The 26,115-nt window shown below is 53.1% G+C and carries 21 protein-coding genes, 1 riboswitch and 1 other annotated feature; of the genes, 14 read left to right on the plus strand and 7 right to left on the minus strand.

The annotated features are described in order from the left end of the window. The first annotated feature begins 1 nt into the window (after position 1). Positions 2 to 1,666, plus strand: coding sequence for a PucR family transcriptional regulator (locus PUT07_RS10330; protein ID WP_274467869.1), 1,665 nt, complete (start codon positions 2 to 4; stop codon positions 1,664 to 1,666). Positions 1,667 to 1,793: 127 nt separating this feature from the next. Continuing rightward, positions 1,794 to 2,909 carry an alanine dehydrogenase gene (gene ald, locus PUT07_RS10335; RefSeq protein ID WP_274467870.1) on the plus strand — a complete coding sequence of 372 codons (1,116 nt, stop codon included), beginning with the start codon at positions 1,794 to 1,796 and terminating at the stop codon, positions 2,907 to 2,909. Positions 2,910 to 3,224: 315 nt separating this feature from the next. Here ald and PUT07_RS10340 read toward each other — a convergent pair whose 3' ends face one another. From PUT07_RS10340 to PUT07_RS10350, 3 genes are read right to left on the minus strand one after another with little or no spacing between them, the layout of a single operon-like run. After that, positions 3,225 to 4,082: a MetQ/NlpA family ABC transporter substrate-binding protein gene (locus tag PUT07_RS10340; RefSeq protein ID WP_274467871.1), complete on the minus strand. Its 858-nt coding sequence runs from the start codon at positions 4,080 to 4,082 to the stop codon at positions 3,225 to 3,227. A 32-nt stretch (positions 4,083 to 4,114) separates the two neighbouring features. Continuing rightward, on the minus strand, positions 4,115 to 4,771 hold the full coding sequence (locus PUT07_RS10345) for a methionine ABC transporter permease (protein WP_274469279.1): 657 nt from the start codon (positions 4,769 to 4,771) through the stop codon (positions 4,115 to 4,117). Positions 4,772 to 4,773: 2 nt separating this feature from the next. After that, a complete protein-coding gene (locus PUT07_RS10350; protein WP_379239773.1) occupies positions 4,774 to 5,796 on the minus strand; it encodes a methionine ABC transporter ATP-binding protein in 1,023 nt (340 codons plus the stop codon). Between the two features lie 233 nt (positions 5,797 to 6,029). Here PUT07_RS10350 and PUT07_RS10355 point away from each other — a divergent pair, with 233 nt between their 5' ends. Further along, positions 6,030 to 7,685, plus strand: a complete 1,656-nt coding sequence (locus tag PUT07_RS10355; protein ID WP_379239648.1) for a hypothetical protein — start codon at positions 6,030 to 6,032, stop codon at positions 7,683 to 7,685. 20 nt (positions 7,686 to 7,705) lie between these two features. Beyond that, a complete protein-coding gene (locus PUT07_RS10360) occupies positions 7,706 to 8,665 on the plus strand; it encodes an acetylxylan esterase (RefSeq protein ID WP_274467874.1) in 960 nt (319 codons plus the stop codon). A gap of 56 nt (positions 8,666 to 8,721) precedes the next feature. On the opposite strand, the gene PUT07_RS10365 is transcribed toward PUT07_RS10360, so the two are convergent. Next, a complete protein-coding gene (locus PUT07_RS10365; RefSeq protein ID WP_274467875.1) occupies positions 8,722 to 8,937 on the minus strand; it encodes a YrzA family protein in 216 nt (71 codons plus the stop codon). A gap of 182 nt (positions 8,938 to 9,119) precedes the next feature. Here PUT07_RS10365 and PUT07_RS10370 point away from each other — a divergent pair, with 182 nt between their 5' ends. From PUT07_RS10370 to PUT07_RS10415, 10 genes are all read left to right on the plus strand, one after another. After that, entirely contained in the window at positions 9,120 to 10,871 is a 1,752-nt protein-coding gene (locus PUT07_RS10370; protein ID WP_274467876.1) for an ABC transporter ATP-binding protein, read from the plus strand. Next, the gene (locus PUT07_RS10375) at positions 10,858 to 12,660 is read left to right on the plus strand and encodes an ABC transporter ATP-binding protein (protein WP_274467877.1); all 1,803 of its coding nucleotides are present in this window, start codon (positions 10,858 to 10,860) and stop codon (positions 12,658 to 12,660) included. Before PUT07_RS10370 ends, PUT07_RS10375 begins: the two co-directional genes overlap by 14 nt. A 232-nt stretch (positions 12,661 to 12,892) precedes the next feature. Further along, a riboswitch (cyclic di-GMP riboswitch) is annotated at positions 12,893 to 12,978 on the plus strand. A gap of 105 nt (positions 12,979 to 13,083) precedes the next feature. After that, positions 13,084 to 14,754, plus strand: coding sequence for a pyridoxal phosphate-dependent decarboxylase family protein (locus tag PUT07_RS10380; RefSeq protein ID WP_274467878.1), 1,671 nt, complete (start codon positions 13,084 to 13,086; stop codon positions 14,752 to 14,754). A 6-nt stretch (positions 14,755 to 14,760) separates the two neighbouring features. Next, complete coding sequence (locus tag PUT07_RS10385; RefSeq protein WP_274467879.1) at positions 14,761 to 16,503, plus strand: methyl-accepting chemotaxis protein; 1,743 nt, start codon at positions 14,761 to 14,763, stop codon at positions 16,501 to 16,503. 506 nt (positions 16,504 to 17,009) lie between these two features. Next, positions 17,010 to 19,235 (plus strand): GDYXXLXY domain-containing protein, encoded by a 2,226-nt coding sequence (locus PUT07_RS10390; RefSeq protein WP_274467880.1) that lies wholly within the window; start codon positions 17,010 to 17,012, stop codon positions 19,233 to 19,235. A gap of 60 nt (positions 19,236 to 19,295) precedes the next feature. Further along, positions 19,296 to 20,171 (plus strand): EamA family transporter, encoded by an 876-nt coding sequence (locus PUT07_RS10395; RefSeq protein ID WP_274467881.1) that lies wholly within the window; start codon positions 19,296 to 19,298, stop codon positions 20,169 to 20,171. A gap of 48 nt (positions 20,172 to 20,219) precedes the next feature. Then, positions 20,220 to 20,452, plus strand: a binding site (T-box leader). Between the two features lie 48 nt (positions 20,453 to 20,500). Next, positions 20,501 to 22,387: an arginine--tRNA ligase gene (locus PUT07_RS10400; protein ID WP_274467882.1), complete on the plus strand. Its 1,887-nt coding sequence runs from the start codon at positions 20,501 to 20,503 to the stop codon at positions 22,385 to 22,387. A gap of 106 nt (positions 22,388 to 22,493) precedes the next feature. Continuing rightward, positions 22,494 to 22,664, plus strand: coding sequence for a hypothetical protein (locus PUT07_RS10405; RefSeq protein ID WP_274467883.1), 171 nt, complete (start codon positions 22,494 to 22,496; stop codon positions 22,662 to 22,664). 50 nt (positions 22,665 to 22,714) lie between these two features. Further along, positions 22,715 to 22,864: a hypothetical protein gene (locus tag PUT07_RS10410; protein ID WP_274467884.1), complete on the plus strand. Its 150-nt coding sequence runs from the start codon at positions 22,715 to 22,717 to the stop codon at positions 22,862 to 22,864. Between the two features lie 90 nt (positions 22,865 to 22,954). Beyond that, positions 22,955 to 23,587, plus strand: coding sequence for a hypothetical protein (locus PUT07_RS10415; protein WP_274467885.1), 633 nt, complete (start codon positions 22,955 to 22,957; stop codon positions 23,585 to 23,587). Positions 23,588 to 23,632: 45 nt separating this feature from the next. Here the strand turns inward: PUT07_RS10415 and PUT07_RS10420 are convergent, their stop codons facing one another. The 3 genes from PUT07_RS10420 to panD form a co-directional block, all read right to left on the minus strand. Continuing rightward, positions 23,633 to 24,832 (minus strand): threonine synthase, encoded by a 1,200-nt coding sequence (locus PUT07_RS10420; protein WP_274467886.1) that lies wholly within the window; start codon positions 24,830 to 24,832, stop codon positions 23,633 to 23,635. A gap of 133 nt (positions 24,833 to 24,965) precedes the next feature. Beyond that, on the minus strand, positions 24,966 to 25,700 hold the full coding sequence (locus tag PUT07_RS10425) for a YheC/YheD family protein (RefSeq protein ID WP_274467887.1): 735 nt from the start codon (positions 25,698 to 25,700) through the stop codon (positions 24,966 to 24,968). After that, positions 25,693 to 26,094 (minus strand): aspartate 1-decarboxylase, encoded by a 402-nt coding sequence (gene panD, locus PUT07_RS10430; protein ID WP_274467888.1) that lies wholly within the window; start codon positions 26,092 to 26,094, stop codon positions 25,693 to 25,695. The genes PUT07_RS10425 and panD overlap by 8 nt, the downstream gene beginning before the upstream one ends. Positions 26,095 to 26,115 lie beyond the last annotated feature (21 nt).

The raw sequence follows: 26,115 nt of genomic DNA on the forward strand, positions 1-26,115 counted from the left end.
CGTGACGCTTTTGAATGAAGATTATCAGTTAACGGTACAAGAAGTGCTGGGCAGGCCGTTTTTTCAACACGCCCATATCGCGGCCGGCCGGAACGGGCTGCATCGGACGGTACGTTGGGTCCATATTATCGAAGTGATTCAATTCGAGGAGCTGCTCCAGGGCGGAGAGATGATTCTGACGACGGGAGCCGCTTTCAAGAGCGATACGGCTCTGTTCATGACCTATCTGAACCAGCTCGTTACGAACAACGTGTCCTGTCTCTGCATCGAGATGGGCCATTATTTGACAGCCATTCCCGAGCCGTGGATCGCTGCTGCGGAAGCATGCCAATTGCCGCTTATTATATTCCCGCAGGCTGTGCGCTTCATCGACATTACGCAGGATATTCATGCGCATATCATTAATCAACATCATAAAGCGCTGCAGGATTTGGAGAAAATATCGCGTGAATTCCACCGCATGACGCTCTCCTCGCAGGGGGTGGGGCACGTGCTGGGGCTGCTGCAGAGCAGCACGAAAGCCCAAGTCATCTATGTGCCGACGGACGGGCAGCCGAGATTCGTCCCGCAGACGGGCAGCCGCGAGATGAAGGAATGGCTGGATGTGGTAAGCGGCCGTCTCCCGGATGGCGGGAACTCGCGGCATGCAGGCGCGCCAGCGGTATTTGACTGGGAAGGGCAGACCGTCATCGTTCACCCTGTCGGCGCCATGGGCAAAACTTGGGCGCATATTGTTCTCATTCTCGCCCGTAAGCCGCAGGAATACGAGTACTTGATCCTGGACTCAGCCTCGTTGTCGATCGCGCAGGATTTATTGCGCAAGCGGTATATGGAGGAGCGGAAGCTTTATTCCCAAACGCTGTGGGTGGATGATCTGCTGCATCTGCGCATTCGTGATGAAGAGCAGATCAAGGTGCTGATCGGGAGCAGCTTCAAACAGCTGAACGAGCTGCCTTACTATGTCATTTTAATAGAATTCGAGTCAAAAGCAGGCGAGGACCATCCGGCGCTGCCGAGCGATGGCGTAGAGTCTGCGGGCATTCACCTCTCGCTTGCGGCAAGGTCCGTTTTTGAACAGCATACGTTCCATCCTCTGCTTACGCTCAAAAATAACCGGCTTGTTGTCGTCGCGTTCGACAAAGCGCCGAAGCGGCCGGCCAAAGAACGGCTGCAGCACGTTCTAGCGTCGCTGCAGCTGTTGAAAGCGGAGGAAGAGATGGAGTTGACGATTGGCGTCGGTCAGAGCAATCGAAGCTTTCTGCAGGCGCATCAGAGCTACCAGGAGGCGCTTCAGGCGATTTCCCTTGCGCCTACGCTGCAAAGCAAAGTGCTGTTTTATGATGAGCTGGGCGTGTACCAGCTGCTGTTTCATATTGCGGACAAACAGCTGCTGCAATCGTTCGTCCGTACGTATTTGGGGCCGATCCTCGACCATGACCGGCTGAAAGGCAGCGAGCTGCTGCGCACGCTCAAAGTCTATCTCGACAGCGACGGCTCCAAACAAATTGCCGCTCAGCAGCTTTTTATCGTGAGACAATCGCTGTATTACCGCTTGGAGAAGATCGAGGAGCTGCTCGGAGCCGATTATATGCTCCCGGAGAAGCGCCTGGCGCTGCAGGTAGGCATTCGCGCCTACCAACTGCTGCACCCCGAAACGAAATTGTGAAAAAGATAGATTCAGTTTCTTTACATTTTGTCTAATGGAACGATAGCGGATCCCTCTTATACTTGGAAATATCAAGTAAAGACGGATCCTTTTTATGTCAAGGGTCCCTAAGAGAGGCAGATGCGCAATGATCATCGGGGTTCCTAAAGAAATCAAAAACAATGAGTTTCGCGTTGGCATGACGCCAAGCTCCGTGCTTTCTTACACGCAAGCCGGTCATGAAGTGAAGGTGGAGACGAAGGCGGGTCACAGCATCGGCTTCACGGATGAGGATTATGTGCAAGCAGGCGCCAGCATCGTACATTCCGCTGCTGAAGTATGGTCCGCCGAGATGGTCGTTAAAGTGAAAGAACCGCTTCCGGAGGAGTATGGTTACTTCCATGAAGGCTTGATTTTATATACGTATCTGCATTTGGCGCCGGAAGCTGAGCTGACTCACGCACTCGCCAGCAACCAAGTGACGGCGATTGCGTACGAGACCATTCAACTGGCTAACGGCAGCCTGCCGCTCCTGACGCCGATGAGTGAAGTGGCCGGACGCATGTCCGTGCAGATCGGGGCGCATTTCCTGGAGAAGGCGCATGGCGGCAAAGGCATCCTGCTCGGCGGTGTGCCGGGTGTCGAGCCGGGGCGCGTAGCGGTGATCGGCGGGGGGATCGTCGGCACGAATGCGGCGAAGATGGCGATCGGTCTTGGCGCCGATGTCACGATTGTCGATTTGAATCCGGACCGGCTGCGTCAGTTGGACGATCTGTTCCAAGGCCGTGTCAAAACGATCATGTCCAGCCCTTACAACATCGCGGAAGTCGTACGCAGGGCCGATCTGGTCGTAGGGGCCGTCCTGATCCCGGGGGCCCGGGCACCGCGTCTCGTGACAGAAGACATGGTGAGAACGATGAGTCCGGGCAGTGTGATCGTCGACGTCGCGATTGACCAAGGCGGCTCCATCGAGACGATTGACCGCATCACGACGCATGATAACCCGACATATGAGAAACATGGTGTCATCCATTATGCGGTAGCGAATATGCCGGGGGCCGTGGCACGTACGTCTACCTTGGCCTTGACCAATGCAACGACGCCGTACGGGCTGCAGATTGCCGGCAAAGGCTATGTGCGTGCGGCGCTGGACAACAGCGCGATCGCCAAAGGGGTGAATGTCGTGGGCGGCCATGTCACCTACAAAGCAGTGGCAGAGGCACACGGATATGAATATACGGACGTTTACTCGCTGTTAAGATAGATGTTATGTCATGTTTCATTACACAAATAATAGAGATTCTTTAAGTATGTTATTATAGTTGACATATATCGCACAACGATGTATATTAATATTACCGCACAACGACGTGCACCTAATATACTTGAGGCAATGGCGCCTATCCTGAATGAGGATAGGCGCTTTCTGTCTTTCCGGAGGCGAGTGTCATGAGAAAATTCATGCAAGATATCGTTCTGTTTATTCGTGTTCTTCCAACGGCGTTAACTTGGTATTGAGCAAAAATGACAAAAAAGGTGTCCCCGCCATGATGATGGCTGTGGGACACCTTTTGCCTTATTAGAACGCAGGAACGATTGCGCCTTTGTATTTGTCTTCGATGAATTTTTTCGTATCGGCGGAGTTCAATTCCTTCGCCAATTTCTGCATAGCTTCGGAATCTTTGTTATCCGGACGGGAAACGAGAATGTTCACGTACGGAGAGTTTTTATCCTCGATGAACAGCGCGTCTTTCGTAGGGTTCAGGTTAGCTTGCAGCGCATAGTTGGTGTTGATCAGAGCAAGATCGAATTCGCCGATCGTACGCGGCAGCATCGCCGGATCAAGCTCTTTGATTTGCAGCTTTTTGCTGTTCTCTACGATATCTTTCACAGTACCTTTAATGCCTACGCCGTCTTTCAGCTTGATCAGGCCGTTCTTCTCCAGCAGCGCCAGCGCGCGGCCGGCATTGGAAGGGTCATTCGGAATCGCAACCGATGCGCCTTCTTTCAGTTCGGCAGCGGATTTGACTTTTTGCGAGTATGCGCCGAAAGGCTCAATGTGTACGCCGGCGACTTTCACCAGGTTTTGTTTTTTGTCGGCGTTGAACTGCTCAAGGTAAGGAAGATGTTGGAAGAAGTTAGCGTCCAATTGCTTCTCGAACACTTGAACGTTCGGTTGGACGTAGTCGTTAAACTCAATGACTTCAAGGTTAACGCCCTGCTCTTTCATTTTGGCTTTCAGGCTGTTCAAGATTTCTGCGTGAGGCACGGACGTAGCGCCGACTTTCAGCGTCACTTCCTTGCCTGGCGCAGCCGCTGCAGGCGAAGCGGATGCGGCCGGAGCGGTGCTGGCCGGGTTCTCAGCCGGCTTTTGTCCGCATGCGGCTAGCGCCAGCACGAGGAACAAGGAAACTAGGGATAAAGTAAGCTTTCTCATTGTACAAGGACCTCCAATAATGTTATGATGTCTTATTTGCGGTTGTATTTGGCAACCATCCGGTCGCCGAGCATTTGCAGCAATTGAACGAAAAGGACAAGGATCACGACGGTGACGATCATAATATCTGTACGGAACCGCATGTAACCGTAACGGAGGGACAGATCGCCGAGACCGCCGCCGCCTACGACGCCTGACATGGCGGAGTAGGAGAGCAGCGTGACGGCCGTTACCGTCACGGCTGAGATCAAGCCCGGGCGCGCTTCCGGCAGAAGGACGCGCCACACGATTTGCCATGGCGTTGCGCCCATCGATTGAGCGGCCTCAATGACGCCGCTCTCGATCTCACGCAGCGCGGATTCCACCAGCCGCGCAAGAAACGGCGCTGCGGCAATGACCAGAGGCGGAATAGCGCCTTTGACGCCGATGGTGGTGTGCACGAGCGCTTTGGTGATCGGGAACACGCTGATCATCAGAATGACGAACGGCACGGAGCGGAGCACATTGACGATCAGCGAGAGCACGCCGTACAAGGGCAAATTTTGCAGCAGCTGGCCTTTGGAAGTAAGAAATAAAATAATGCCAAGCGCCAAGCCGATGATCACCGTAAACAGCAGCGACCAGAGAAGCATGATCAGCGTATCGCCGGTTGCTCCGGCAATCTCGGCCCAATTAATTTCCCAGCTCATATTCACGGTACCAGCACCTCCACATCCATGCCTTCCTGCTTCAGCTTGCCCGTCACTTCGGCGATTTCGCCAGGGGTTCCGCCGGATAATTGAACGACCAATTGACCGTAAGGCACCCCTTTCATGGACGAAATCGTCCCTTGGAGAATGGCGAAGGATACGCCTGTCGACTTCACGGTTTCGAACAAAATCGGCTCATACGTTTTGGCCCCGATATACGTTATGCGGATCACAGTGCCTGAAGGATCGCTAGGCTGCAAATTGGTATGGCCGGCTCTATCGGTCAAATCGGAAACTTGTCCGACGAAATCCTTCGTAACCCTGTGCTGGGGTTGAAGGAATACATCCAGCACTTTGCCGGTTTCGACGATCGTGCCTTTTTCCATGACGGCTACCCGGTCACAGATCGCGCGAATGACCTGCATCTCGTGCGTGATCAGCAGAATGGTAATGCCCAGCTTCCGGTTAATGTCGAGGAGCAGGGCGAGAATGGCGTTCGTCGTCTGCGGATCGAGTGCGGAGGTCGCTTCATCACAGAGCAAAATATCCGGATGATTCGCCAGCGCTCTGGCGATGCCGACACGCTGCTTCTGACCGCCGGACAGCTGGTTCGGATATTTGTGAGCGTGCTCCTGCAGCCCTACGAGCTCAAGCAGCTCCTTGATTCTTGCATGGATTTCCGCTTGACCCGTACCCGCCAGCTTCAATGGAAAGGCAATATTTTCGGCCACCGTGGCCGAAGCGAGCAGGTTGAAATGCTGGAAGATCATGCCGATCTTGCGGCGCTTCACCTGAAGCTGTCTGGCATTCAGAGCAGTCATGTCCTCTCCGTCGATCCGGATGCTCCCGGAAGTAGGACGCTCGAGCAAATTCACACACCGCAGCAGAGTGCTCTTGCCTGCCCCGGAGTGCCCGATAATGCCGAAGATTTCTCCGCGTTCGATATGTAAATGGATCTGCTGGATGGCCGGTAAGCGTCCCGGTACATCCTCGTACACTTTGAGCAAGTTATCGATATGAATCAGGATGAATACCTCCTATTCCATGCAAATTATGGTGTTGATATATTTTGACCGACGGTAGATCATTTTATTAGAAAATGCAAGGGGATGCAACAGCTAAAAATTGAAAATTGAATCTGCGACTGCGCATTGACGCTGTATTTATTTGCATATAAACTTAAGTTAAACGTTTCAACTGAAAAAGAGAGCGCTTCACTCGGTGAAGAAAACGCTCTTATAGTGAAGTATCCAAGGGGATGACAAATTTGACAAATTTGCAACAAAGACAAATCGAGGTTCAATCGCGTGTTGCGCAAGCGGCATTTGACCAGCCGCTCCTGAGCAGCGGCTTTTTATTTCATGGGGATGTGCGCGACAATTTCTACTACGCCTCCTATCTGTTTGCAGCGTCTCAAGCTGAAGAGATCGCCTTCGCCGGCGACCGCAGCCTGGCGAAGGCCAAGGCGGAAGGCGTTCTGCAGCTGCTGCTGGAGCTCCAGGACCGGGATCCGGCAAGCCCGACCTACGGGCATTGGCCGCTGAATTTGAGATCGGCGCCGAAGGAAGCGCCGAAGAACACGCTGCCTGTCGAGTTGATGGGCAGCTTGATGGTTTACTTTTATGAGCGGTACGCCCATGTTCTGAGAGAAGATTTAAGAAGCTTGTTCGAGGATGCTCTTCACCATATTTATAGGAGCGATTTCTACCGGAAGCCTATGGAGCATTTCAACCATCACGAAGCCAAATATACGGCGGCCAAGCTCATTCTCGGGCAGCGCTTTGCCGATCAGGAGCTGTTCGCAGATGGTGCGGAGAGCTTGCGGCTGACCTTAGACAGAGTGACTTCGCTGGGAATGTCCGAGTACGGCGGACTGCCTTGGTTCTGGCATTGGGTCCAAGCATTCACATGCGCTTGGCAGCTGGTCGCAGATCCAGAGGTGAAAGCCGAGCTGTCCCGCTTGTTGGACTATTTATGGCGCGTGCGCTCGACGTATTACCTGGGCGGCGCGTGGGTGGGACCGCATGCCCGCATGTGGCCGCACGACATGCCGAAGGACACGAATGTGCTGCATGACTACGTGCAGTATGGCGATTTCGCGCTGCCTGCGGACATGCCGCGCACGGAGTATGCAGGCTTCCTTGTCTATGAAGCGCCGGCCGATGCGCGCGAGCTCGCTTTGAACCGTGAAGCTCCCGTACAGGTCAAATCGAAAATTCCGAAGCAAGCTGCTGTCGCCGCTCACTCAGAGGATGTGCTGCACAGTTATGTTTATATCACGGATCACTATGCCATGGGCGGTATGTACGAACGCGTTCTCGAGTTCGACAATGAACAGCACCGCTGGGATGTCGCCCTGCCGCTGGGACGTGTGCATGGGGTCAATCACGCGTATTTTTTCCATCCGGGACCCGGATTCGCAGAAGGAGATTTGCGCCATCAAAGCGAATACTCAGAAGTGTTTTTTCACCGCAATACGATCATCTCGATGTATCATATTCCGGAAGATCAGCCTGACCGCATCATCGGATGCCTGCCGCCAGGCGAGTGGATGGAAGATGACGGGGCGTTATTCGGGCTGTGCGGACATGTATATATGGCCGTATTCCTGCAGCAGCCGTACCAGCGCGAGGTGCTCGCCGACCGCTCGGTGGTCACAAGCCGAGGCTTTGCCAATGCCGTCGTGTTCGAGTGTGCGGATCAGACCGCTGCAGCGGCCAAAGGGATCGCCGATCTCCGGCAATTTGCCGACATCATGAGACGGAAGCGGCCGACCATGGATGAGAACAGCCTTGTTTATACATCGCTGAGTGACGATTTGCTTGTTTTCCGAAGCGGCCCGAACGTTGAAGCCGGCAGATATGTGAACGGTCTTGCCGCCGACTTCGCCGATTACACGGTCCCTTTAAAATAAAAGGAAAAGAGGATGTTAACATGCCATTAGTGGACATGCCGTTAGAGAAGCTGCTTAGCTATGAAGGGCGCAACCCGCGCCCGGACGATTTCGATGCTTATTGGGAGCGGGCGATTGCCGAAATGAAAGCGGTTGACCCGCAGATCGAGCTGCGTCCAAGCGAGTATCAAGTGCCTTTCGCAGAATGCTTCGACCTTTATTTCACAGGGGTGAAAGGCGCGCGCATTTATGCCAAATATATTCGTCCCAAGCACACATCCGCGCCGCATCCGGCGATTGTGCAGTTCCACGGTTATTCCGGCAATTCCGGCGATTGGTCCGATAAAATTCAATATGCAGCGCTGGGTTATTCGTTCTTCTCTATGGATTGCCGCGGTCAAGGGGGCTTGTCCGAAGATGTTGGGGGGATGAAGGGGACAACGCTCAGAGGACATATTGTCAGAGGGCTGGACGACCATCCCGACCAGCTGCTGTTCCGCGACATTTTCCTGGACACGGCGCAGCTTGCAGGCATTGCGATGAGCATGCCGGAGGTGGATCCGGAGCGCGTAGGCGCAATGGGCGGCTCGCAGGGAGGGGCATTGACGATCGCATGCGCCGCGCTCGAGCCGAGAATCAAGCGATTGGCACCCGTCTATCCGTTCCTCAGCGACTACAAGCGCGTATGGGAAATGGATTTGGCGAAGGATGCGTATCAGGAGCTGAAGGACTTCTTCCGCCGTCACGACCCGCAGCATAAGCGTGAAGACGAAGTATTCACGAAGCTGGGCTATATCGACATTCAGAACCTCGCGGAGCGAATTCAAGGGGAAGTGATGATGGCCGTCGGACTCGCCGACACCGTCTGCCCGCCTTCAACGCAATTTGCCGCGTACAATAAAATCAAATCGAAAAAAAGCTATGAATTGTACCCTGATTTCGGTCATGAGGGTCTGCCTGGCTTTAACGATAAAACCTTGCAATTCATGCTTGGTTTATAAAAGAAAAATGCCGCTCTCATCATAGATGGGAGGGCATTTTCGTCGTCTTGCAGGGTTTAACCGAGAGCTTTCGCTTTAAAATGAACGACGGCGCTGTACAGCATTTTGCCGGCATTCGGATCGAAGGCAGACTGATGCTGAATGGCGAAAACATCGAGCAGCAGCGCTTTATTGTTATCGATTTGCTCGTTAATCTGCTTCTCCAGCAGTTTCAAATCATATCCTTGATAAAACTCGATTTTATTTTCCATGCGGTCCAGTATGAAGTCCATCGCGATAATCCTCCCGGGAAACTGATGTAAAGATTAGATCACTTCTCTATTATACCGTCAATATCTGATATAGGAAGTGGGGGGGAATAGGCGTATACTGGTAAGGGGACGCGTGAAGCTTGCAGAAATTATATCGGAATGCTGTATATTCCAGACAACAAGTAACAGGAAGTGATGTCGTTTTGAAGTCTACACGGTTGTTGATTGATTTTCTCAAAGTGAAATGGCCGTTGTATGCCGCTGCCGTATTGTCGATCTCGCTTGGCAACATCATTCATTCGTATTATCCGAAGCTGTTGGGCGAATTCACCGACAAGCTGCAGCAGGGAGGCCTCAGCAAGGAACTGATTATCGATTACAGCCTGATGCTGCTGGCCATCGGTCTGAGCTTCGGCATTCTGACGGCAATCGGCCAGTATTTGATCATGCGCAACGGCAGAAGATTCGAATTCGTCACCCGTAACCGGTTGTTCGATCATTTTACACAGCTGGGAGCTACTTTCTATTCCAAGAACGGTGTCGGCAAGCTGCTCAGCTATGTCATGAACGACGTAACCGTCATCCGCGAATCGATTTCGATGGGCATCAATCAGATCACGAACTCAGCGATACTCATTATCGCCGTCGTGGCAACGATGCTGTTCAGCTCAATTCCGTTGTATTTAATTGCGATCTGCATTTTGCCTTTACTGCTCATTCCTTTCCTGACGGTGAAGTTTCAGCCGATCATTAAGAACCGTTCCTTGCAAGTTCAAGAAGCATTAGGCAAAATGACGGAGTCGGCCGAAGAACAGTTCGGCGGCATCCGGGTGACGAAGAAGTTCGCTGTAGAGTCCATTATGATCGGCAGGTTTAGCGCGACGGTTGACCGGATTCGCGACAACCAGCTGAGACTGGTCCGGCTTTCCTCCCTATTTGAAGCACTCATTCCGTTTCTGGGCGCAATATCGCTGATTATCGCGATTGCTTTTGGGGGCTATTTGACGATTCTCGGCAGAATTACAATCGGTAATTTCGTAGAATTAACCTTGTACATACGCATGATGGTGAACCCCTTGCAGCAGATCGGACGCGTCATCAACGCCATGCAGCGCTCCAAGGCGTCGCTCGAACGGCTCAATGAGCTGCTGAATCTGAGATCAGAGGTCGTGCAGAACGAGCTTGCGCAGCCCAGCCATTTGGATCATGAAGGCATACGCATCGAGCATCTCTCCTTTGCCTATCCGGATGACGACGATGAGGTGCTGCATGACATCTCGCTTACGATCGAACCGGGCAAATCCATCGGCATTATCGGTAAAACCGGCAGCGGCAAATCAACTTTGGTGAAACTGATGTTGCGGATTTACGACCCGCCGGAGGGGACCGTTTACATCGGGGATACGGATATTCGCAACGTGACCTTGGAAAGCTTGCGCAACCAGATCGCCTATGTGCCTCAGGAAGGCTTCCTGTTCAGCACAACCATTCGCGATAATATCGCCTTCTACAAAAGGGAGCTGCCGCTGGAGCAGGTGGAGCGCGCCGCGAAGAAAGCGCAGATTTTATCCAGCATCACGTCGTTTCCCGAGAAGTTCGAAACGAAGCTGGGCGAACGCGGCGTCACGCTGTCGGGCGGACAACGCCAGAGAACGAGCTTGGCCCGAGGGATTATCAAGGATTCGCCGCTGATGATTCTGGATGATAGTGTAAGCGCTGTAGACGCCGTCACAGAGAAGCACATTATCGATACGATCCGCAAGGAGCGCTCCAACAAAACGACGATTTGGATCGCGCACCGGATATCGGCGTTAAAGCATACCGATGAAATCATCGTGCTCCATGAAGGCCGCATCGTGCAGCGCGGCACACATGAAGAGCTGATCGCCCAGGAAGGCTTGTATGCAGAGCTTCATGCGATACAGGAAGGGGGGAGCCACGATGTCGCAGAATAAAACCGCCGGCATGAAAGAGCCGCAGCCCGCCAAAGCGTCCTTACGGGTCTTATCCGGATACGCCAAGCCGCACAAATGGACCTTCGCGGCCGTCCTCGTATGCGCGCTGATGGGAATCGCCGCAGACTTGTTCCAGCCGTACCTCGTCAAGATCGCGATCGATGATAACTTGATGATCGGCAAAAACGATTACAGAGCCCTGCTGCTCATCTGTTTATTTTATGTAGGACTTTCGATAAGCTCGCTGTTTTTCAGTTATCTGCAGAACAACCTGCTTCAATTCGCCGGCCAAAGCATTGTGGCCAAAATTCGCAAGGACCTGTTCCAACACATTTTCAAACAATCGATGTCCTATTATGACAAAACGCCAAGCGGCAGCTTGATTACGCACGTTTCGAGCGACACGGAGACGCTTAACCAGTTTTTTACGCAAGTGCTGCTCAGTCTCGTGCGCGACGGCATGACCCTGATATTCATCATCGTGCTGATGTATCATCTCGATCCGGTGTTGACGCTGTACAGTATGATCGTTATTCCGATCATTGCGCTTATCGCGATCAGCTTCCGCAGGTACATGCGCAAGACGTACCAGCTGTCCAGAACGCAGCTGTCCCAGATGGTCGCTTTCGCCGCGGAGAATTTGTCGGGCATGCATCTCATCCAGGCCTTCCATCAGGAGAAGGAGCAGATGAGCCGCTTCGAGGAGCGCAATCACAGCTATTTCCGGGCCAATTTGCGGGAAATTCGCACGAACGTTTTGTTCAACCGTTCCTTTGATATTTTGGGCAATTTGTCGGTCGCGTTCATTACGTGGATCGGCGGCATTGCCGTTTTCGATAAAACGATCGAATTTGGCGTTCTCTATGCGTTCATTACGTATATTCGGCAGTTTTTCCAGCCCATCAATAATATTACGCAGCAGTGGAATACGCTCCAATCAACGACAGTTTCGATGAACCGGATTTGGAACATTTTCGCCACGCAGCCGGAAGTCAAGGATAAGCCGGACGCGAAGCCGGTTGCCATGCAGAACGTGAAAGGCGAGATTCATTTCAGCAATGTGACCTTCGGCTATTTGAAGGAGGTGTCCGTTATCGAGAATCTGGAGCTGCGCATCGCACCCGGTGAAATGATCGGCATTGTCGGTACGACGGGCGCCGGTAAAAGCTCGCTGATTTCGCTGCTCTGCCGCTTCTACGATGTGCAGAAGGGAAGCGTCAGCATCGACGGGACGGATATCCGCGATATCCCGCAGGCTGAACTTCACAGGATCGTAGGCCTTGTGCAGCAGGAGCCGTATCTGTACGCCGGCAGCATTCTGGACAATGTGCGGATGTTCGATGAAACCATCCCTCGGGAAGCGGTGATTGAGGCTTGCCGGTTGGTCGGCGCCGATGCGCTGATCGCCAGGCTGAAGGATGGCTATGACACGCGGATCTCCGAACGGGGAAGCGGCTTGTCGGCCGGCGAGCGGCAGCTCATTTCGTTCGCGCGCATTATCGTGTTCCAGCCCAAAATTTTGATTCTCGACGAAGCGACGGCGAATCTGGATTCGCAAACGGAGCAGCTTATCCAAGCTGCGCTGCAGGTTGTCGCAGAGGGGCGGACGACACTGGTTATCGCTCACCGCATCTCGACGATCATTCATGCCAACCGCATTCTGGTCATGAGCCACGGACATATCGTGGAAGAAGGGAACCATGCGGAGCTGTTGGCGCAGCACGGGTACTACGAGCAGCTGTACCTGCACTCGCAGGGCAGCGCGGAGACCGCTCAAACGATATCATAGGCATCAGGATAAGCTTAGTTATGACTCATAATTAGAGTCGTAGCTAAGCTTTTTTTTCTATTATTCTACCTTCGGTCAAGTAAATGTAAGCGGACCAATATAAAGAGAGAAAATAAGGTTTCTAAACAAAAGTGGTAAATTATGTTGTTTAATTTGGACTAATGTACTATACTGATGTATAAAATTGTAAACATTATGTCGATGGATGTCGAAAGGAGTTGTAGTTTTTCAAACAGCATACTGGCAAACCTATTGAAAAATAGGGACGCAAAACTAGAGGGACTACATCCAACAAGGATATGTCAGCCAGTTGCAGCTCTGCGATTGGTGAAGTTATTGGCATTGTTGCCAGGGTTCACTTTTTTTTTGTGTGCGTATTTATGCTTGGCCAATCTAGCGAATCTAGCGATAGGAGTAGAGATAATGAGAGAGAGAAGACCTGCGAATATGCAGCATTTGTTCCCAAGTGAGAATGGGAATCCGCAAACGCGTCAAATGGTGCTTCAGCTGATGGAACAAATCCTGACGGGCGTCGACGCCTTGAAAAACCCGAATGGCGTTAACCTCAAAGGAGAAAAGGACCGGTCGGGGAATTTCTACAGCAACCTGATTCGGAACAGCGCGATTCCGGGAGACAGCGTTCCCCTGGAGGAAGTGAACGCAGAGCTGTTGAAGCTGCTGCACGCCCATCCCTACCATACCAAATATTTTCTGACCAACATTCTACCGATGGCCTCCATCCCCGGTATTCTGGGCATGATGGCGGCGTTCATGGTGAATGGCAACAACTTGTGGGATGTATACGGACCGGCGGGCGCGGAAGCGGAAGTTCGCGTCATCAGTATGATGTCGAAGCTCATCGGCTACGATCCGCTTACCAGCGGCGGCTATACGACATGGGGCGGGCAGGGCGCCGTCTTCTCCGGGCTGCGCATCGCGATTGCGAAAGTAGCGCCGAATGCCTTGCAGCAAGGCGTCCCCGGCAATCTCTACGCGTTCTGCTCCGAAGCGGCGCATTACTCCTTGTTCAAGTCCATGGAAGCATCGGGGATCGGAAGCGACCACTTGATTCGCGTTCGCACGAATCCGGATAGCTCCATGGATGTCGGCGATTTGCGGCTCAAGATGGAAGAAGTGGTCGCAGGCGGCGGCATTCCCGTCTATATTGTTGCGACCACAGGCACGACGGATGCTATGGGAATCGACGATTTGTCCGCAATTTATGCGGTTAGCGATGCCATTGCGAAGCAGCATGATTTGCCAAGAGCGCACATTCATGCGGATTCCGCTCTAGGCGGGTTCTTCGCCTTCTTCAACGATTACGACTTCGAGTTGAATCCGCTCGATCTGAAGCAGGAGGTTCTGCATGCGCTGCTTCAGATTCATGGCAGAATGAAGCATTTGCATATGGCGGATTCCCTATGCTTCGATTTTCAGAAGCTGGGTCAAACTCCTTACGTCACCAGCTTGTTTCTGGTGCGGGAGGCCGGCGATTTGCGGTTGATGGATCTGCATCCTGACGAAACGCCGTATGTCGGACACCGGGGTTATGGGCAATACCACACGGGGTATACGTTGGAATGTTCCCGTATGGGCAGCTCCATCAGCATCTACAGTGCACTCTTGGCTTTTGGCATTCAGGGCTATCAGCGCCTTCTGGCGCAGTTCGTTGAGGTGAATCTCGCTTTTCGTGAGGCGATTCGCGAGGCAATCCCGCAGGCTGTCATCGTGAATGAAGACAATCCCGGCATCATTACACTGCTGCGCATTTATCCGGAAGGCGTCTCCAGGTTTCAGGACGAGCTTGGCGGTACATGCACGCTGCAGGAGGTAGAGCGAAACAACCGATTTAACGAATTGTGGTTCGAGCTGCTGGGCGAACGGCGGGACCAAATTTTCTTCGGCGATACGAAGAAGCACCTGCTTGTTCCAACTTCCGATCACAGTTCTGTGGCGCTCTATGCCTCCAAACTATTCATCATCTCCCCCTATACGGAAGTGCAGCATGTGGACGAAATCGTCCGTTATTTGAAAGAAACGATCGATCAGACGTATCGCCAATACGCCGGTGAAGCAGCGATGAGCAGGAGGTAATAATGAATGTTAGGGATTAAGTCATATTTTAAAAAAGCGGTGAACGGATTCCGTTCCCGTCTCGCGGTGAAGATGACCGCCAGCATCGTATTGCTGCTCTTATTGGTCAGCGGCATCTTTTCTTTATCCGGCTACTGGATCTCCACCAAGTTATCCGCGAAGCTGGAGGATCAGTTCGTACTGCGGTTAACGACGAATATTCAGAACGTGACGAACTACCTCGCTGTCATTCCGGACCGCCCCGAGCAGATATCGGATACGAAACACCAAGCTTATGAGCGAATCAAAAAACAATTCGAGGCGTTCAAGAAGGAAGATTCGCTGGAGAACGTCTATGTGTTGATGAAGAAAGACAACAAAGAACAGATCATTGTGCTAACCGGCGTAGAGGACGATTACGGCACCGAGTATCCGTTCACGCCTGAGATGAACGAAGCCGTCAAGCAGGATAAGCCGGTGATCAGCTCCATTTATACAGATGAGTACGGCATTCATAAATCCATATTCGCACCGCTCCGCAACCAAAACGGTGAAAACATCGGCATCGTCGGCATCGATCTCGACGCAACGGTCATCCCGCAGACGAAGCAGGAGTTGGTCTGGACGATGATCATGATAACGCTGCTTATTCTTCTGCTAGGCAGTTTGATCGCCTACTTCATCAGCAGAAGCGTAACGAGGCCGGTTGTGCGTCTGATGCATATGACGGAGAAGGTGGCGGCAGGCGATTTATCCGAGCGGGTGCATATCCAGCGGGAGGATGAGATCGGCAAGCTGGCCGAGGCGTTCAATGTCATGCGGGAGAATCTGGACATTCTGATCCGCCAAATGTTCACCTCCGCCAATATGATCACACAGACCAGCGAGCAATTGTATCACTCGGCGGACGAGTCGAGCTCGAGTGCCGGCGTCGTCGCCGTCTCGATGAACAATATGTACGGCGGTGTCGCGGAAGTCGTTTCGTCGATAACGGACAGCACGACATCCATCTTCGAAATCAATGGGGAGCTGACGGAAGTGACGTCGGAGGTCAAACAAATGCAGCTCATGGCCCACCAAGTCGGGGCGCAGTCGGTTGACGGCCAGCAGCTTGTGGAGAAAACGCTGCATCAAATGAACGTGATTCAGAAGGAAATGAAGCAATCCGAAGAAGCGGCTCAGCAATTAGGCAATCGCTCCAAAGAGATCGGCGAAATCATACATATCATTACCGAAATTGCGCAGCAGACGAACCTGCTGGCGTTGAACGCATCGATCGAAGCGGCCCGTGTCGGCGAGCAGGGCAAAGGCTTTGCCGTCGTTGCCGGCGAAGTGAAGAAGTTGGCCGAGCAGTCTACTCGTGCGGCGAGTTCGATTACGGATCTTGTATCCAGCACGCAGAACGACAGTCTTGTGGTGATGGCGAGCATTACGCAAGGCAATCAAGCCGTGGAGCAGGGGCAAACGTGGATTCACGATACCTATGAGAATTTCAAGATCATTTTCAATGGTATATCCATGTTTTCCGAAAGGACAGATCGACTCTTGGATACGCTGGAACGAGCGGTCCAATCGTTCGAGACGATTTCGGCTGTGATGCAGCGAATCTCCGGAATTACGGAAGAACAATCCGCGGGCTACGAGGAGGTTGCAGCCGCCGCTGAGGAGCAAAGCGCCTCCATCCAGGAAATCACGGCGGCGATTCGGAATCTGTCGGAGATGGCGGCAGCGCTTCAAGGTTCCGTGCAGAAGTTTAACATGAAGCAATGAACGAAGCGGGCGGATGATCGCCTTGGAGAACCGTCACTTTGACGGTTCTTTTTATTGAACTGCGGCGGGGCGGGGCTCTCTCGTTGAGGGAGCCGAGCTTTATTTGGTCAGCCGCAGGTCGTAACAGGAATTTCTCCCGTTATTCGCGAGAAAATTAGCCTAGTTGTACGAATAAAGGGAATTCCTCCCGTTCATTCATCCCCATTTCGCGTAAAGGCCGCGAGTACGGGCTGAAAAACGGGAGGAATTCCTGTTATTCAGCATTCGAGGATTCGCCAGGCTGCATGTAACAGGAGAAATTCCCGCTATGGGCGGGACTCTCGGTAGAGGCTTAGCTCTCTTGGAGGAGCCGAGCTTTCTTATGAATGGCACCGGCAAACCTTACCGCAGTGCGGTGCAAAGGGATAATCACCAGGGCTAATGATCAGGTACTAGGAATAGATAGTACTTCTCAATCGGCGTAACTTGAGTAACAATAAGAGTATGACGAGAGGAGGTCCTGCAACATGAAATCGAAATGGATCACAATTCAATTAGGTTATGTGTTGGGAGCCAGCGCGCTGCTAACCGCCATTGTATATTTTTTCGCAACCAACTGGGAGAAGCTAAACCGCTGGGAGAAATTCGTTCCCGCCTTCCTCCTCATCCTCGGCTTCTATGGATTATCCATATGGTTATCCCGGCAATCAGGCAGGCAGTTTCTCAGCAAGCTCAGCTTGTTCGCCAGCTGTATTTCCTTCGGGGTGGGAATCGGTGTTATCGGGCAAACGTACAACTCGCATGCCGACAGTTATGCGTTGTTCGCCGTCTGGTTCGTTCCGGCTTTTCTGTTCAGCCTGTTAACGAGGTGGCAGCCGTTCTATGTACTGGCTTATATCCTCGGCCATCTGGCTTACGGCTATTATTTCTTTCCGCGATGGCAGGGAAGCTTGGAGACGGAAGCCGTTCAGCTCGCCGTCTGGCTGGGCCTGGTGCTGGTGAACGGCGCGCTTTTCGTATGGACGGAACAAGGGCGCTTGCAAGCTCCCTTCCTGAAATGGATTTCGTTTCAAGCGGCATTGGGCATGCTGGTGTATGTTTCCAATTCACACGCCTTCGAGGATTATGGCGTCTTCATGAATCTGCCGCTCGTTATTGCGCTGGCAGCAGCCGTCCGATATACGCATAAGACGACAAACAAAGCGTACCTGCTGTTTACCGGACTCTGGATTTCCGCTGCGATCACGGTGAAATATATCGAGCTGGTCGCCCACTATTATAATGAACTGTTCTTCATAGTAAGCTTATTGTTCATCATCGTGTTCATCGGTGCCAACGTGAAATTTATGAATTATATACGGGCTTGGCAGCCGTCGGGCACGCAGTCTGCTGCGGATGAGCAGGCTGAAGGAGCATCCGGGAGCGGGAAAGCGGATGGCGATTTCACCAAATGGGTCGTCCGCGTATTGACGGTTTCCGTCGTGATCGTCGGTTCTTTGCTAGGCAGCTTGACCGTCATCGGCATCGTGACGTTGGTGCTCGGGTTCGAAGAGCCGGCCAATATTTTGATCGGTTACGGCCTTGCGGTTGTGCTTGGGATGATTGCGGCGAAAAAGCTGAACGCACTCGTCCGGTACACGATTCTCATCAGCGGCTTGCTGCTGGGCGCGGGGGCAGCCGCGTTCTCCGAGAACGTTCCGGTGCTATGGGCATTCCTGGCGCTTACGGTCGCAGCGTTTATTTATATAACGGGCTTGCTGCACCGCATTTTCTTTGTACTGGCCGCCATCGTGCTAACCGCTGCTATCTTATTTAACTGGATCGAGAGCGGCGTAACGGTCGTTACGATCCTTACGGTGCTCTTATTCGCTCTATTCGCCGGCGGTCAGGTTATTCCGAATGCCTCCATCAGGCAGCCGGTGCTGTACAGCGCTTACCCAACATTGCTGCTGTCGATGTTCGTTCTCACTTTTATAACCGAGTCTTACTGGTATTATGTGGCCAATGGCTTCTTCTTTCTGCTAGTCCTGCTGGCTCTGGCGGTCAGCAAACAGCTGCAAATCAGATGGGTGTTCGCTTGGTCGATGGGCTTCTGGACAGCGTTCCTTGTGTACAAATATTACGATCTCGCCTGGAAGCTGCTGCACAAGTCGTTCACCTTCGCGATACTAGGCATTCTGATTCTCGCCTTCACCGTATGGTATGAGAAGAAGCACGCTGAGGCGGCGGAACCCGCTGCGAAGACCGACTATGCGGCGAACCGCTTTGTGATCGCCGTGCTGGTCGTGCTGCAAATTGCCGCGATGTCGCTGCAAATCGGCAAAAGCGAGTGGCTGCTCGCAAGCGGCCAGCAGATCCGCTTGCAGCTGGAGCCGCTCGACCCGCGCTCGCTGATCCAAGGCGATTATGTGCGCTTGCGGTACACGATTTCGGAGCCGCCTATTTTTGGCGACAGGCCGGAGGAGGCCGCCTCCAAACGCATTACGGTCGTGCTGGCTCCGAATGCAGCCACGGGCGTTTATGAGTTCAGCCGCGTTTATAAGAAGGGGGGGCCGCTGGCGGCAGGTGAAGTTCGTTTGAACGGCAAACGGACCGGCTTCGAAACCGTGGAATACGGCATCGAGCACTATTTCATCCCAGAAGGAACCGGCAGCGATTACGAACGGCAGGCGAAGTTCGCCGAAGTGAAGGTTTCCAAGAACGGCGATGCCATTCTGGAGCGGCTGATCTTGCAGCAGACGGTTGTTCAATAGCGCATAGTGTGATAAAATTACCCGATCTTGGCATGTTGTTAGAAAGGGGAAGCATTTCGCATGTGGCTTATGTACTCCGTGCTTGCGGCTCTAAGCTTCGGGCTCCGGGGCATCCTCTATCACTGGACCAGCCAGCAATCGCTGAATCGGAATGTGCTGCTCTGCGGCACATTTTTCATGGGCGCTCTGATCAGCGGTATCAGCGCTTTTCTTCTGCATCAGGATTGGACGGTTTCGGCGCTGATCGGCGTTCAGATGGGGCTGTTTTCCTTCGGAGCTAACGCAAGTATGTTCAAAGGCTTTGCCGTAGGGAAAGCCTCGCTCGTGGCCATCCTCACGGGTTTGCCATCCGTCGTCGTCGTCTTCGTCGCCTACCTGATCTGGGACGAACGGCTGAATATGCTGCAGTTTGCAGCCTTCGTCATCATTGTCATCGGCATCCTCGTCGTCCGATATTCCAATGAAATCACGATGAAGAATTTGCAAGGGGCCGGATGGGGAGCGCTGGCGCTGCTGCTCTTCGCCGGTAACGATCTCTCGGGCAAATGGACGACGCTCGTATCCGCTCCGCTGTTTCCGACGCTGTTCTGCATGTTCGCCACAGGCACCGTATGTTTCGGACTATGGTGGCTGAAGGACCAGTCGTCACGGGAACCCGGAAGGGAAGTGGCGATCTCCTCTGCGAAGTGGTCGGAGCAGCGCACATTTCTGTTCGGGATGCTCGTGGGGATAACGAATGTGGTCGGCATGATCTTCATCCTGCATGGCTTTGAACATGGCAAGGCGGGCCTTGTATCCGCCGTCGTTGCACTAAACGTGCTAATCGTACTGCTGTACACGCGATTTATATTGAAGGACAGGTTTTCCAGGCTGGAGCAGTCCGGGCTGGCGCTTGCTTTTATCGGAATTGTGATGATGAAGTTGGTTGCTTCTTGACAAACGGCACTTATTGCAGTAATATTCAGTCAATTCATAACTTGATAGTGAACATTGAGGAACAGGACAGTAGTTCTTGTCGGACAGTCGCAGCGAGCCGGGATTGGTGGGAACCGGTACGAATGTCAGGAACGAAGCGGACCTGGGAGATGGTCTCCCGAACTGGTGAGTAGGGGGATCCGGCGCATGCCGTTATCTTAGGAGGGGTTAAATCCGGACATCATCCGCAGATTTAACACTTAGAGTGGTACCGCGGGAATGAAACAGCTCTCGTCTCTTATTAGAGACGGGGGCTTTTTGTATTTATTCGAGAGAGGGAGGATTTATCCATGATTCAACAGCTTATCCTTGCAGAACTGGAGGGGCATGTCGAAGCGCTGCTCGCTGCCTATGCCGCCGAACGCCCGGCACAATTGAAGATCTTGACCGAGCATCCCGCACATCCCGAGCATGGAGACTACAGCTCCAATATTGCTATGCAATTGGCCAAGATCGTACGCAGATCACCGCTGCAAATCGCCGGGGAGCTGCAAAGCCGCATCGAAGAAGGCGGTTCGGTGCAGGGCTTGTTCCGCAAGGTAGCTGCCGTGGCACCCGGATTTCTGAATTTCTATATCGATTGGAACGTATGGGCTTCCGGCGCTTATCAGACGGAGGATAAGCAGCGTATGCGTCGCGAGCAAACGAAGGTGCTGGTGGAGCATACCTCGATCAATCCGAACAAAGCGGCGCATGTGGGCCATCTGCGTAATTCCTGTATCGGGGATACGCTCACTCGCATGCTGTCTCATGCGGGCTATCAGGTGGAGGTGCACAACTACATCGACGACCTTGGCAATCAGCTGGCGGATACGGTGGTAGGCATTCTTCATACGCAATCCGAAGGAACGTTTCTGCGTTTCGGCGATTTCTGTTGGGAAACGTACGCGAAGGTGAATCAGGCTTATAAAGCGCAGCCGGAGCTGGCGGAGCAGCGCGCTGTCGTGCTGCACGCGATTGAGAGCGGTACATCCAATCTGGCTTGGATGGGCGCTCTGGTGGCGGAACGGATCGTCCGCGAGCAGTTGGAGGAAATGAAGCAGTTCGGTATCAACTACGATGTGCTGGTCTGGGAGAGCTCCATCGTTCGCGCCGGATTCTGGGATACGACGTTCGAGCTGTTAAGCCGAACGAACATGTTCCACAAAGTGACGGAAGGGAAGCTGGCCGGCTGCTGGGTGCTCAAACAGGCGGAGGACAGCGCGGATGCGTCAACGGATAGCCAAGACTTTCAGGGAGATAAGGTGCTCGTGCGTTCTAACGGCATTCTGACCTATACGGCCAAGGACATCGCTTATCATCTGTGGAAGTTCGGACTGCTCGAGAATGACTTTGTCTATAAAAAATGGGAAGACGGACTTTGGTCCACAGCAGCCGAGGGCCGTAAAAAACCGATCGGGCACGCGGATATGGTCATTAACGTTATCGACTATCGCCAGCAATATCCGCAGGAGATGGTGAAGCTCGCGCTGGAGGTGCTGGGATACGAGAAACAGGCCAGCCAGCTCAAGCATGTGAGTTATGGCGTCGTGTCACTCAGTCCGGGCACGGCAGCGGGGCTAGGCATCGATACGTCGGATGGCAAAGGCTCCTACGCGATGTCAGGCCGCCAAGGCATCGGCATCAAAGTAACGGATCTGCTGGATCGCATGGAGCAGGTGATCGACGCGAAGCGTTCGAGGAAAGCGGGCATATCCAGCAGAGCGATCGCCGCGGCGGCGATCCGCTACTATTTGCTGAAGTACCAGCTGCAGACCGAGGTGGTTTTCGATATGGAGCAGGCGACTGAGGTAACGGGAAACTCAGGCGTCTATCTGCTCTATGCGTATACGAGAGCGAACAGCATTTTGGATAAAGCGCAGAAAGAACCTCGCCTGCAGGCGATACAGGCCCATTTTGCCGGGAATCTGCTGGAGGAACCCGAGTATCAGCTGCTGCGCCATATGGCGTACTGGCCGGAAACGTTGGACAATGCAACCGATCAGCTGGCACCGAGCCTAATCTGTCATTATGCGTTTGAGCTGGCCTCGCTGTTCAATCATTTCTACAGCGCATGTCCTGTGTTGAAAGGCAATGAGGACCGCATCGCGCATCGCTTGTGGATCACGCAATTGGTGAGAAGCAGGCTGCATCAAGCGCTCGAACTGCTCGGCATGCCGACGCCGAAACGGTTGTAGCCCGCACACGGACGGATGATATGCGAGTGCCGATACAGCCTGTCATCCTGCTGCATATGCTACTTCATACACGTCATTGTTCGGCGTTGACGAGGAGGAGCCTGCTATGCTTCAGTCCAAAGTGAAAACGTATCGTTACCGTATCGGTCAAAAACAATTTATCGTCATTAAAATCTATCAAACTGCCCGGGCATCGGCTAAGATGGGCAATGCCCTAGCCAGCAATGCGCTTAATATTCAAATCTTCAAAAAGCAAAAAAAACGTAAAAAGCGGTAGCACCCCGTCGGGAAACGGATAATTTTCGTTCAACGAGAGGGGGTGAAGGCATGCAGCGCAAATCGAGTAAAAAGTCCGGCTACAGCAGCGGCAAAACGAAAGTCAGAGTGAGACAATCCGCGAGCGCGACGATCGGCCAAGGCGGCAATTCGATCTCGGTCAACGCTTCGGAGGTCGGCGTCGTCCGCATCCGGCCTTAAAAATGCAACAATAGCTTTCTGAACGGGATTAAATGCGGTACAATAGGTATATTCGTGCCAATATGAATGATTCAGGAGGCTTTCACCCCAATGACAGAAAAAGAGATCGATACACAAGCTGAAGAAAATACAACCCAAGATCTGGAGCAAGAACAAGCCCAAATCATAATGACTTGGTTTCAACACATCAATGAAGTTGTGAAAGCGCAATTTCCGGAATATGAAGTCGATGGCCAAATTGGAAACAATCCGATCTATGGTCCGATGTTTGCTTTTACTCTTAAACAAGAAGAGAAATTCACGACATGCGGATTTTTCTTAAATGAGATTATGCGTAACTTCCAAACGAATCCGAACGCGGGCCTTTGGCTGTCTTCCTTCTTCGTGGATTTATTGAGAAGCCCGGAAAGTCATCCGCTGCCGAACCCGCCGCAAACCGAGGATGACGCGAAGGAACTGCTCGATAAGCACATCGTTCCATATGTAGCTACGGCTGTACGTGAAGAGTTCCCGGAGCAGAAGATTTATGTGGATCTCGAGCTTCATGAGGAGCATGGTCCGGTTCTGGAAGCCGGCTTTGTTGCGGTACAAGAGGGCAATAACACTTGTGCGCTTCCGCTGCAATATTTAATGACGTTATATTTATTGAATCGCGACCCTGCGGAGCCGATGATTCAAGCGATGTACCGTCTGTACGAAGAAAATAATCTCGGCCAAGCTTAATAGAAAGCCAGGAGGTTTCAGCCTCCTGGCTTTTTTTGGCCGTGATCAGTGACGGAGCTGCACATAATCCGCATAGCTCCTGATCGTCGGAACCGTGAAGCCGCTGCCAAGCTTCGCGTATTTCATGGCGTGCGACGTGTTGAACAGCACGACGGAGTCGCTCGGGCGAAGCCAGCCGCTGTCGCAGAGCGCGAGCAGTCCGGCCCACGTTGCCGAGCCCTCCGGCGACGCGGAGATGCCCTGCGCGCCCAACGTGCGCGTAGCTTCGGCGATTTGGCGCTTCGAGAGCGCCAGCGCCGTGCCGCCGCTCTGCTGCACAATCGACAGCAGCAGTTCCAAGTCGGGCGGCTGCGGGACACGCATGCCGGTCGGACTAGCTTCAACGCCGGCAGGCGGAGGAGCTTGAGTCAACGCGTCAACGATCGGTTGGCAGCCTTCCTCCTGCACGCAGACGAACTTCGGCATCGGACCGTCGATCCAGCCAAGCGCTTTGAGCTCATGGTAGGCTTTCCACATGCCAATAATACCGGAGCCTCCGCCGGTCGGATAGATGATGCAGTCCGGGAACGTCCATCCGAGCTGCTCGGCGAGCTCAAGTCCCATCGTTTTCTTGCCTTCGACACGGCCCGGCTCCTTCAGGGTGCCGACGTTTACCCAGCCTTGCTCCGTCCTGCCGGCTTCGATGATCGCCGCGGCATCGTGAATGAAGCCGTCGACGAGGTAAGTGTCGGCGCCGTATAAGGGACACTCTTCCACGATGAGCGGCGGGCAGTCTTGAGGAATAAAGACAGAAGCCTCAATTCCTGCACGGCTGGCGTAGGCAGCCAACGCGCCCGCGGCATTGCCGTTCGAAGGTACGGCAGCCTTGGCGGCGCCGGACTCCTTCAATAAGGAGACGGCGACGGAGAAACCGCGTGATTTGAAGCTGCCCGTCGGGTTCTGCTCCTCTCGTTTAATCCACAGCTGCCGGAGCGGCAGCTTGGCTTCCCATTCCTGCATGCGAACAAGCGGGGTCCAGCCCTCGCCTAGCGTGATGATACAATCCGGGTCACTCACCGGAAGCAGTTCGTTGTATCTCCACATGGATGGGTAGCGAGTCAGTAAGGCTTCCTTCTTGAATGTTCGGGACAAGCGCTCCAGGTCGTACTCGACCAACAACGTACCGCCGCACGCGCATTTCATGTCTTGGTAGCGGAACGGGAGCTTTGCCGAACATCGTGAGCAATAAAGCCCCAATTGCTTCATCTTTTGGGCCTCCTCACCGTTTTCAGCGGGAAAACTGTTGTAGTTGTCATCCTTTGAATTCGCACATGCAAACTCTAATGTAGACTATTACCGTGAGGCGAAGATGGAGACGGCTTGTGTCTCTTGCTTTTGTTTATTTTTTGTGAAAAGACTTGATTTTTCGGAAGGCCGATTTATCTTTCAGCTTCAGAAACAGCTCCAGCATCGGAGCGAAATTAACTTCAATAATCCACACATGCCCCTCAGTGTCCAATGCCATATCGATGCCCATCGTTTTCACCCAGCGATAGGAGGGACCGAGCTTGGCTGCGCTTTTCAGAGCGACTCTATCCAGCCGGGCAAGGAGATCGCCGGATCGCATCGTCCGCAATGCCGAATGCCGGATGGCATGATCAACGGATACGACTTTGCCGCTGCTCATGCGAATATTCGTCACGATGAAGCCTGCTCCGGCAACTTTGGCCAGCTTGCCCGTCACCTGCCACGGTGAGCGGGGGTTGCGCTGTACCATGACCCGCAGATCGAAGGGACGGCCGTTCACCGTGGCCAGATGGATGCGCTGCTGGACAATGTAATTTTTCCCAGCCTTCTTTTTGAGATAAGCGGCCATCTGCTCTTGGCTCGTGTACCGTTTTTTGCGGGCTCCGTCTTGCACTTCATATTCGGAATCTCCCGTTTTTCTGATTCGCACAACGCCATGCCCGCCATAGCTGCCGGTCGGCTTAATAATGACTTGACCGTATTTATCGATCATTCGCCAGAAGGTCGACTCCTTCAGCCAAGCGGTTTCCGGGAGATGCGCCCGGAGCTCCTCCGATCTTCGCAGCAGCTTGTATTTCGTCCATTTGCTCGTGCTGAGATTACTCATAGGACTTCACTTCTTGCTCTTGAATGACAATGTCGTGCTCTTCCACACGCAGCACTTGATTGTGTTCATCCACGAATACCACCTGCGGCTTCAAGACGCTGATTTCTTCCTCGTTCATTAGCCCCATGCTCAAAATAATGACAAGATCGCCGGGTTGAAACAGATGGGCCGGCGGTCCGTTCAGCCCGATTTTGCCGCAGCCTTCCGGAGCCGGAATGGCGTATGTTTTCCAACGGGTCGCATTGCGCAAACTCGTGACCTGCACCATTTCGTAAGGTAAAATGTGCGCTTTGCGCATCAACAGGGCATCTATCGTAATACTCCCGACATAGTTCAGATCGGCCTCCGTCACGGTGGCACGGTGGATCTTGCCTTTACACATTAGTCGCTGCATATGCAGTAGCTCCTTTATCAT

This window comes from Paenibacillus sp. MAHUQ-63 (genome assembly GCF_028765165.1).
Lineage (GTDB): Bacteria > Bacillota > Bacilli > Paenibacillales > NBRC-103111 > Paenibacillus_E.